The organism is Lacisediminimonas sp. (assembly GCF_030645335.1).
Taxonomy (GTDB): Bacteria; Pseudomonadota; Gammaproteobacteria; order Burkholderiales; family Burkholderiaceae_D; genus Lacisediminimonas.
On record NZ_JAUSNH010000053.1, the window covers coordinates 1 to 8,953 of the forward strand.

General features: G+C 62.9%; 10 protein-coding genes. 2 read left to right on the forward strand and 8 right to left on the reverse strand.

The window, feature by feature from the left end:
* Nucleotides 1-188 (reverse strand): hypothetical protein (locus Q7T64_RS04130; RefSeq protein WP_304791633.1); only part of this gene is annotated, 188 nt, incomplete at its 3' end.
* Nucleotides 189-282: 94 nt separating this feature from the next.
* Between Q7T64_RS04130 and Q7T64_RS04135 the strand changes: the two genes are divergently transcribed.
* Complete coding sequence (locus Q7T64_RS04135) at nucleotides 283-909, forward strand: cyclopropane-fatty-acyl-phospholipid synthase family protein (protein ID WP_304791636.1); 627 nt, start codon at nucleotides 283-285, stop codon at nucleotides 907-909.
* Here the strand turns inward: Q7T64_RS04135 and Q7T64_RS04140 are convergent.
* The 7 genes from Q7T64_RS04140 to arsB all read right to left on the reverse strand — a co-directional run bounded on the left by Q7T64_RS04140 (nucleotide 883) and on the right by arsB (nucleotide 8,053).
* Nucleotides 883-1,809, reverse strand: coding sequence for a metallophosphoesterase (locus tag Q7T64_RS04140; RefSeq protein ID WP_304791639.1), 927 nt, complete (start codon nucleotides 1,807-1,809; stop codon nucleotides 883-885). The two genes, Q7T64_RS04135 and Q7T64_RS04140, sit on opposite strands and share 27 nt — an antisense overlap.
* Complete coding sequence (locus tag Q7T64_RS04145) at nucleotides 1,806-2,723, reverse strand: diacylglycerol kinase family protein (protein WP_304791643.1); 918 nt, start codon at nucleotides 2,721-2,723, stop codon at nucleotides 1,806-1,808. Before Q7T64_RS04145 ends, Q7T64_RS04140 begins: the two co-directional genes overlap by 4 nt.
* A gap of 40 nt (nucleotides 2,724-2,763) precedes the next feature.
* A complete protein-coding gene (locus Q7T64_RS04150; RefSeq protein ID WP_304791646.1) occupies nucleotides 2,764-4,236 on the reverse strand; it encodes a DUF3482 domain-containing protein in 1,473 nt (490 codons plus the stop codon).
* Nucleotides 4,233-5,714: a DUF2868 domain-containing protein gene (locus tag Q7T64_RS04155; protein ID WP_304791649.1), complete on the reverse strand. Its 1,482-nt coding sequence runs from the start codon at nucleotides 5,712-5,714 to the stop codon at nucleotides 4,233-4,235. The genes Q7T64_RS04150 and Q7T64_RS04155 overlap by 4 nt, the downstream gene beginning before the upstream one ends.
* A gap of 378 nt (nucleotides 5,715-6,092) precedes the next feature.
* The gene (locus Q7T64_RS04160) at nucleotides 6,093-6,515 is read right to left on the reverse strand and encodes a VOC family protein (protein ID WP_304791653.1); all 423 of its coding nucleotides are present in this window, start codon (nucleotides 6,513-6,515) and stop codon (nucleotides 6,093-6,095) included.
* Nucleotides 6,516-6,587: 72 nt separating this feature from the next.
* Complete coding sequence (gene arsC / locus Q7T64_RS04165; RefSeq protein WP_304791663.1) at nucleotides 6,588-7,013, reverse strand: arsenate reductase (glutaredoxin); 426 nt, start codon at nucleotides 7,011-7,013, stop codon at nucleotides 6,588-6,590.
* 11 nt (nucleotides 7,014-7,024) lie between these two features.
* Nucleotides 7,025-8,053 (reverse strand): ACR3 family arsenite efflux transporter, encoded by a 1,029-nt coding sequence (gene arsB / locus Q7T64_RS04170; protein ID WP_304791657.1) that lies wholly within the window; start codon nucleotides 8,051-8,053, stop codon nucleotides 7,025-7,027.
* Nucleotides 8,054-8,331: 278 nt separating this feature from the next.
* Here arsB and Q7T64_RS04175 point away from each other — a divergent pair.
* Nucleotides 8,332-8,953, forward strand: a 622-nt coding sequence (locus Q7T64_RS04175; RefSeq protein ID WP_304791660.1) for a hypothetical protein, incomplete at its 3' end; no start/stop codon positions are given.

Sequence of the window (8,953 nt, forward strand, 5' to 3'; positions counted from 1 at the left end):
TCTTTGGTGACTTTCTTTTTGGCGCCGCCAAAAAGAAAGTTACGCGCCCGCGGGGGCGCACACCCCGCTTGACAACAAAGAACATAAAACAAGATTAAATACCCCGAAGCAAAAAACCCAAAAACCAAAACAAAAAAATATAAAACCTGTCGAAAATCAATATCCAAATCACCCAATATTGCGATCATAATACCCCTCGCACTTCCTCCCCCCGAACACCAAGCCCCCCCACCTGGCAACCACAAGCGCCCCCTCCTGCCGCCATCAAGGAGCCCCCCCCCGATGACCCATATCCGCCACCACCACCGCCCAACGAACATGGCCGCAACCCTGACCGCAGCCATATTCTCATTCACCGGCAGCTCCCGCGCGCAGCACGCATCCCAACTCGACGTCCCCTACGTCCCCACCCCCATGCTGGTCGTCAACAAAATGCTGGATCTCGCCAATGTCGGCAAGAACGACGTCCTCTACGACCTCGGCTGCGGCGACGGCCGTAGCGTGATCACCGCTGCCAGCAAGCGCGGCGCGCGCGGCATCGGCATCGACCTCGATCCCGATCGCATCAGCGAAGCGCAAGCCAACGCAAAAAAGGCCCGCGTCCAGGATCGTGTGCAATTCGTGGTGGGCGATTTATTCGAGACCGACTTTTCCAAAGCCTCGGTCGTCACGCTCTACCTGCTGCCGCAAGTGAACGAAAAACTGCGCCCGCAATTGTGGCGCCAGCTCAAGGTCGGCAGCCGCGTGGTGTCGCACGGCTGCGACATGGGTAGCGAGTGGCCACCGGACAAGGTCGAACAGGTGGACGGCAAGACCATCTATTACTGGACCATCAAGCCGACGCACAAAAAGGCAAGACTGGCGACTGCAGAGGCAGCGCAGTCAAGCGGCGGGGATGTGCCAGCCTGACGAACCGCCTGCCGGCATGTGAACGGGTTCGCCGTGCTCGCCGCCGGCATCAGCCTGGCGCTCCAGGTTGATCGTGAAATCCGAAATTCGCGAAAATATTTCCGGGCCGGGCTGATAGTCCCAGCGCGATATCGTGCAGCGCGTGCAGTGCGTACGGTGCACGTCGCCGCTGATGGCGTCATCCGTGGCGCTGCGATCGAGCTCGATCAGGTTGACGGAATTGTCGGCTTCCGCGCGCACGCGCGACGATACGGCGGTGCCCGCTTGCACCACCCACAGCGGGCGCGCCATGCCCGCCAGGCACTCGTGGATGGCGGCGATGTAGGGCAGGTGGATATGTCCGCCCAGCACCAGGTCGGCGCCGCTCTTGGCCCATTCCTTGAGTGCGTCCTCATGTCCGCGCAGCCGGTCATGCTGGTCTTGCGGACGGATCACCCAGGCTGGCTGGTGGGTGACGACGATGCGCGTTTGCGCAGGGCCGGCGGCGCGCAGGCGGCGTGCGACGGATTGGACCTGGCGATCGGATACTTCGCCCTGGATGTGGCGATAGCGCCGGGTGGTATTGACGCCAATGATCAGTACATCAGGAAGGTCGATGACGGGTTCCAGCTCGGCGCCAATCCAGCGGCGGTAATCACGGTAGGGCGCGAACAGGCGCTTGAATGGGTTGAACAGTGATATGTCGTGATTGCCGGGTATCGTCAGCAGATGCGGTACTGCCAGGCGGTCGAGGAAGGCGCGCGCGGCGCGGAACTGGACTGGCCGCGCACGCTGGGTAATGTCGCCCGACAGCACCAGGCAATCGGGCGAGAGTTCGCGCACCAGGCGCTGCAGTGCATCCACCACTTGCGGGCGTTCGGTGCCGAAATGCGGATCGGACAGGTGGATGATCCGTGTCATGGATTGCGCTCCTGCCGCGGGCGCAAAAGGAGCAGGGGACGCGGGGAGACAGCGAATTCCAGAGGGGTGCGCAGGGTCGTTACTTCACCGTCGGTGGCCACGCGAATGCGCCGCCGGCGCCGCGTCTCCACCGTCATTTGCGGGAACGGAAAACTGATGACATTGTCGGCATCGCCGAGCCGGCCGAAAGCGCCGCGCACCAGTAGCCAGAGCAGGGCCATCCTGCTGGATGGTTTCAGGGCGATGGCCGCAAGCTGCCCTTCTTCCAGTTGCCGGGCGTAAGGCAGGCCAAGCTGTTCAAGCTGCAGCGGGTTGTTGCAGATGAATAGCGTCGGTGTGCGCAGCGCGCGGCTGCCGCCAGGCAGGCCGATGCGGATGCGCAACTGGCTGTCATGGCGCAGGATGGTCAGTACCGCTGCCAGCATTGCGACCCAGCGATGGCGGCCCCACTGTTTCTTGTAATCCTCTCGGTCTTGCAGCAGCGTCGGGTACAGCCCCAGGCTGGCGTTGACCAGGAATACCTGCTGGTTCACGGTGCCCACCTGGACGGCAATCGTCTGCGCATCGAGCAATGCCCGCACGCCTTGCTCCAGTTCCAGGTCGATGCCGTGACTGCGGCTGAAGTAGTTGAACGTGCCCTGTGGCAGCAGGCCGAAAGGGCAGCCATGTTCAACGGCTTGCCGGGCCACGGTATTCATCGTGCCGTCGCCTCCGACAGCGATTACTGCGCCGCCTTTTTCAACTGCTTCCAGGACCGCGCGGTGGGCGATGGCGGCGAGCTGGTCGGCTTTGCCGGCGATCAGGATACTGTATTGGCGGCCAGCCTCGGACATGATCCGGTCTATCGTTTGGGTGACGGCTGGCACATCGATCTGGCCGGATTTCGGATTGATCACGAACAGCAGTGGGGCCATTGGTCGATGTGTTGCAGGTGCGCTGATGTCGTGCTCCATGTCATGCACCCGGAGCGGGCGAGGTGGGCGGATAGAGCCGGGCGAGTATCAGCGATGCGATCCGGTTCAAGCTTGCTGCCAGTGCGTCGATGGCCAGCTCAGGCTTACTGGCAGTGCGTGCGGATTGCCAGGCCTGCGACAGTGCTTTTTCATTGTCGGCCAGCACGGCTTCTACTTCCGCTTGCCAGAACGGCGGGGCTTCGCCTTCGACGAAATTGCCGCGGCCGCGACCAAAGTGCGCGACCGCGAGATAGCGCAGCAGTGCCGTTACGACCAGGTTGCGCAGGAACGCATCGGAAAATTGCAGCCTCGACTGGTTGCGGTCGGTGGTCGCGTTGAAAGCCCATGCTGCGCCGCTGAAGGTCAATGCGCCGACCAGTGCGCCCACCAGTGCGCCGGCGCCGAAGCTCAGGCCGCCGGTCATCAGGTCTGCCGACAGCCCGGTCGCCGCACCCGACAGCAGGCCGCCGAGCACGCCAGCCTGCCCGGTATCGACCGGAGCGCGCACGACAAAGCCATGGCTGATGCGCTCATTGATGGTGGCGGCGCTGCCGGGGTCGAGCCGGTACAGCCGCAGCAGCTCGGCGGTGGTGGCGCCAATGGCGGCATTCATCCGTGTGACCAGCTCGTCGAGCGCCTTTTGCACTTGCCTGGCGTCGCGGTCCCTGGTCATGCCGACCAGCTTCATCAGCGGCCCGGCGAAGCTGGTGCCGCCGGGCTGCACCGCTTGCCCATCGCGTGCAGCGGTGACGAGCTGGCGGGCAATCAGTGCCATCGCTGCGTGGAATCGTTGTTCATTGTCCTGCTTCCATTTCTCGAGCAGGCGCGCATAAGCAGACTTTTTTGCAGCCGGCAGCACGGCATTGACCGCTTCGAAAAATACTTGTTCATGCGTCCAGCAACGGGCGAAGGCGTCCATCGGCAACACCTTGCGCACCACGGGATATTCGGCCAGGTGATCGGTCCATTGTTGCTGTTCGAGCTGCTCCTGTGCATGCGGACGAGGCGGCCCCATCTGGTTGAGCAAAACAACGACCGGCTTGGCCAGCCATTGCAGGATCTTCATTTCCGGTGCGAGGTAGCCGGTGTCTTTCGGATGTTCTGCTGCATTGACCAGGTACAGCACGACGTCGGCTTCGTCGCGGGCGGTGCGCATGGCCTGCTGGCTGAGCCAGAACGGACGGTCCTGGTAGCGGTCGACGACTTCGCGCAGGAACCAGCCAATCGGATTGCCGGACAGGCCCAGGCGCTTGAACAGGCGTACCGAGTCGCCGAATCCGGGCGTGTCCCACAGCCGCAACTGGTCGCCGGCCTGGGTCGCGAGCAGCAGGTGCGATTCGGACAGGGTGGTGACGTGTGCCGCATCGCGCACTTCGCCCATGTCGGCGCCGAGCAGCGTGCGCGCCAGTGTGGTCTTGCCGGCGTTGGTGTGGGAGATCAGCACCAGTTGGATCCGCGTGTCGTCCTGGTTCATGTTTGCGCCGCCACTGTGTCCAGTGCGCTGTCGATTTCCGCTGCCCGCGCTGATGGGTCCTTGAGGTTGATGATTGCCGACCTGGCCTGGTGCGCTGTGCAGAATTGCCGCCACAGCTCGCTTCGCTGCCGGATCCGGGCCTGGCTGTCGGGCTGCTCGCCCAGGCGTTCCAGGTACAGCGATTCATCGATCAGCACCAGCAATTGGCCATTTGCGATGCGCGCCAGGTGGTCGATGAATTCACCGTGGCTTTCCTGCTCGGGCGTGGCGGAGAGGTTGAACAGGATGGCGTTGACGGCGACGTTGCTGCTGTCGGGTGCCGTGCCGCCCAATGCGTCCTGCGGCGAATCGCCATAGATGGCCGACGGGCGCAGCATGACGCTGGCTTTTTCACCAAGCAGCAACTGCGCCACGATTTGCAGGTTGCGCTGCCGGGATTCGTCCACCGTGAAGCTGTACGGAAAAATCCGCAGCATGGCGGGCGATGCCGAGCCCAGGCCCTGGGTCAGCTTGCGGAAATACGAGGGCGACAGATCGATCGGGAAATTGCGGGCGAGTCTGCTTTCCTTCCATCTGGCCAGCAAGGCCAGCACCAGCCGCGGCAGGATCACCAGTAACAACAGCGTGGCCGCATACAAGTGCACCCAACGCGCGCCACTGGCCGGCGATGGCGCGGTGCTGAATGCCAGCGCGCTGACTTCGGCCAGCGAAAACGGCGCGATCTGCAGTAACGCAATGGCCGGCGCGAACAGCAACGACAGCAGGGCATGTACCTGCTCGGCATTGAGGAAGGTACTCTCCCATCCCACCCGGTATTGCGTGACGATGCCGCGCGCGTACAGGCTGAGCACCGCGCCGGCCGCAATGCTGGCGGCGCTGAGATGGACGACGCGCTTGACGCGCGCCGCCGTCAGCGGCTGGCTGCATGCAATCCATTGTGAAATGAAGCGGGTCGTGGCCACCGCAAGCGCTTGCGGCAGCTTGCGCGTCGGCGCCATTTTTCCGACCGACAGACGGGTCAGCAGGGCGCCGTCGGGCTGCTTTTCCTTTGACCGGCGCAACCAGGGCAAGAGCAGCAAGCCGACATACACGACCAGGTTCCAGCACAGGATCAGCAGCAGCGGCGGCGACAGCAGGTCGACCCGGTGCGGGTCGGCGATGCGATCGACCAGGAAGCCGATCAGGAAGGCCAGCAGCGGCAGCGCGATGCCGATCAGGCCAAACGCATGGCGCGGCGCGACCGTCAGCGAAAAAGCGGGATAGCGCTCCGCTACTTTCCGGATCACTTGCTCGGCGCGTTTTTCCAGGAACAGCTCGGGCGACGCATCCTGCTTCTGCTCGGACGCCGCCCAGTTGGTCAGCTCAGTGGCGCTGCGACTGGCGTAATGTCGGTCTTCATCGCTCAGGATGCGACGATCCGGATCGGAGGTTTCGATCACCGACATCAGCACCACATTGCGTGCAACCGATTCCTTCATGCTGTTCCTTGCTGGTGACCGTGAATGAAGCCTATTGTAGTTGGAATGCCTTTTTGGCAGCGCAGCAGGGTGCGGACGCCGAGCTTGCGGCCAGGCAATTGATCGGGCGATGAGGGGGGATGTGCGGTGCCGGCACGAACCGATTGTTGGGGTTGCGGAGATTAATCCGCCTAATCGCCGCATAATTTGCGGTGATTAGCCCACCTATTCTCCGCATTATTTGCGGAGAATAGTTTGTGGCTGTGGCACGACATCAACCCGACGTGAGTTTGGCTTACAAAAATAACAGACTGGAGGGCGGGCCTGACATGGGCAACGAACTGATCAAGACCTGATGTCCTGGACTAGCCCCACGCAACACGATGCGCGCCGGGTTCGTCAGCCGAGCATATCGAAATCGGGATTGAATACGACTTCCCAAAGATGCCCGTCAAGATCCTGGAAGTAGCCGGCGTAGCCACCCCAAAAGGTCGGCTGTGCCGGTTTGGTGATGACGGCGCCGGCTCGCCTGGCTTCTTCCATCACCGCATCCACTTCTGCGGCCGAGCCGACATTGTGACCGATTGAAAACTCGGTCGCAGACGGCGGCGCCGGAGCCAGAGCGCTGTCTGCCGCCAGGCTTTCCCGCGGCCACAGCGCGAGCTTGAAGCCATCCTGGAGCGAGAAGAAGGCGACCGCTCCCTGTGCGAATTCCCGGCCGATGATGCCTTGCGTGTGCAGGCCAAGGCCGTCGCGATAAAACGCCACCGCGCGCTCAAGGTCGGAAACGGCGAGGGTCAGGACAGTGATGCGCGGTTTCATCGGCGTGGGGTGTGTGGTGGTCGGCGTTTGCTGATCATAGTGCACCCGGCCCTGGCCTGGCCTTGCGCAGGATCAGCGCTGCCGGCCAATTGGCGCGGCAGTCACGACTTCGCCGTCTTCCTTGGTGAAGGTCGACTGCTGCAAGGGCGGCAGCAGGTCCAGCACCTGCTCTGACGGCCGGCAAAGGCGTGCGCCCTTGGGCGTGACCACGATCGGGCGGTTGATCAGGATCGGATGCTGTCCGATAAAGTCGAGCAACTGCTCATCGGTCCACTTGGGGTTGCCCAGGTCCAGCTCGTCGTAGGGTGTGCCTTTTTGTCGCAATACATCACGCACGGATAACCCCATTTGCGACAGCAGGGACTTCAGTTCGTCGCGGCCGGGCGGCGTTTGCAGGTACTCGATGATCAGGGGTTCGATGCCGCAGGCGCGAATCATCGCCAGCGCATTGCGCGAGGTGCCGCAGCGGGGGTTGTGATAGATCGTGACCTGGTTCATTGGCGTGTTGCTCATGCCTGTCCTCCATCGGGGATTTTTGGTTTCCATGCGTTGATGATGGCCACCAGCGACAACATCACCGGCACTTCCACCAGCACGCCAACCACCGTCGCCAGCGCTGCGCCGGATTGCAGGCCGAACAGGGAAATCGCCACGGCAACCGCCAGCTCGAAGAAGTTGGACGTGCCGATCAGGCAGGCCGGTCCGGCAATGTCGTGCGGCAGCTTGAGCCACCGGGCGCCCCACCAGGAAATGAAGAAGATGCCATAGGACTGCAGCACTAGCGGGATGGCAATCAGTCCGATCACCGCGGGTTGATCGACAATGGTTTGCGCCTGGAAGCCAAACAGCAGCACCACGGTCGCAATCAGCCCGATCACGGACCAGGGCTTCAACCGGGCCACGAAATCGCTCACCGCATGGCTTGAACCCTGCGTCAGAATCTTGCGGGTCGCCATGCCTGCCAGCAGGGGCAGCACCACGTACAGCACGGTGGACAGCAGCAGGGTTTCCCAGGGGACGGTGAGCTTGGTCACGCCGAGCAGGAACGCGGCGATCGGGGCAAACGCCACGACCATGATCAGGTCGTTGATCGAGACCTGGACCAGGGTGTAATTGGCGTCGCCCTTGACCAGCTGGCTCCACACAAACACCATCGCCGTGCAGGGCGCCACACCCAGCAGGATCATGCCGGCGATGTACTCGTTGGCCGATTCGGGATCGACCCAGGGGGCAAAGACATACTGGAAAAACAGCACGCCCAGGGCCGCCATCGTGAACGGCTTGATGAGCCAGTTCACCACCAGGGTCAGCACCAGGCCGCGCGGCCTCTTGCCGACGTCTTTGACGGCAGTCCAGTCGATCTGGATCATCATCGGGTAGATCATGACCCAGATGAAAACCGCGACCACCAGGTTGACATGCGCGAACTCCAGCGCCGCGATGGCCTGGAAAAAACCGGGCGCCACCAGGCCGGCAGCAACACCGGCCAGGATGCCCAAGGCTACCCAGGCGCTTAAAAATCGTTCAAACAGTCCCATCGGCTAGCCTATTGAAAGCGGAAAAATTGTGAGTTGACGCGAATTATCGAGCGCAATGATGACAGCTTGATGATGATTCCTGAAGGGCAATAGTGCGGGCAAGGCATACGCCAAGCCGCAATGCAGTAGCGCTGCAATGTTTTTATTGCGAATGAGAGTGATTCTCGTTTAGAATCAACTCATGCATTCCCCTCAACATCAGGCCGTCGTCAACAAAGCCCGCCTCGCGCCATCCGGCGCGGGTGGTATTTTGCCGGCATTGACGGGTGAGGGCCGGCATGCCGCCTGAATTCGCAAGCGCGGCCTTCCAGGGTGCAACGTCGTGCGAACCGGCGCCACGCGATATGACGCAGCGTCCACGGTCCACGTCAACAGGGTCGGCGCCGGATGCGTCGCGGCTTTCCCCGCTCGTGCTGGGCCTGGTGCTTGCCGCGCATCTTGGGGTATTTGCCGGTTTGATGTCGCTGCGCGCCGATCCGGTGCCGACTCCAGCCACGACACTGATCGTGGATGTGATCCGCAGCCCTGCCGCCGAAAAAACAAGGCCGGCGATTGCGCCGCCGAAACCCGAAACAGTCCAGCCCAAACCGAAGCCCGTCCCGCGGCCAGCGCGCGCCAGGCCGGTGGTGCAAACCCCGGTGCTGGCCGCGGAAAGCCCGCGTTCCATCCCTGCGGCTGAAGTGGCAAGGCCGGTCCAGCCAGTGGCCCCGCTCCCGGCCGTACCCGTCACCGCCGCCCCCGTCACCGCCGCACCTGCAAAACAAGCAGCAGCGGTCGCCGCGGCGCCGACGGCGCCACGCTTCGACGCCGATTACCTCAGCAACCCGGCTCCCGCCTACCCGCCCCTGTCGCGCCGCGCAGGCGAGGAAGGCCAGGTCATGCTGCGGGTCTTTGTCGAGC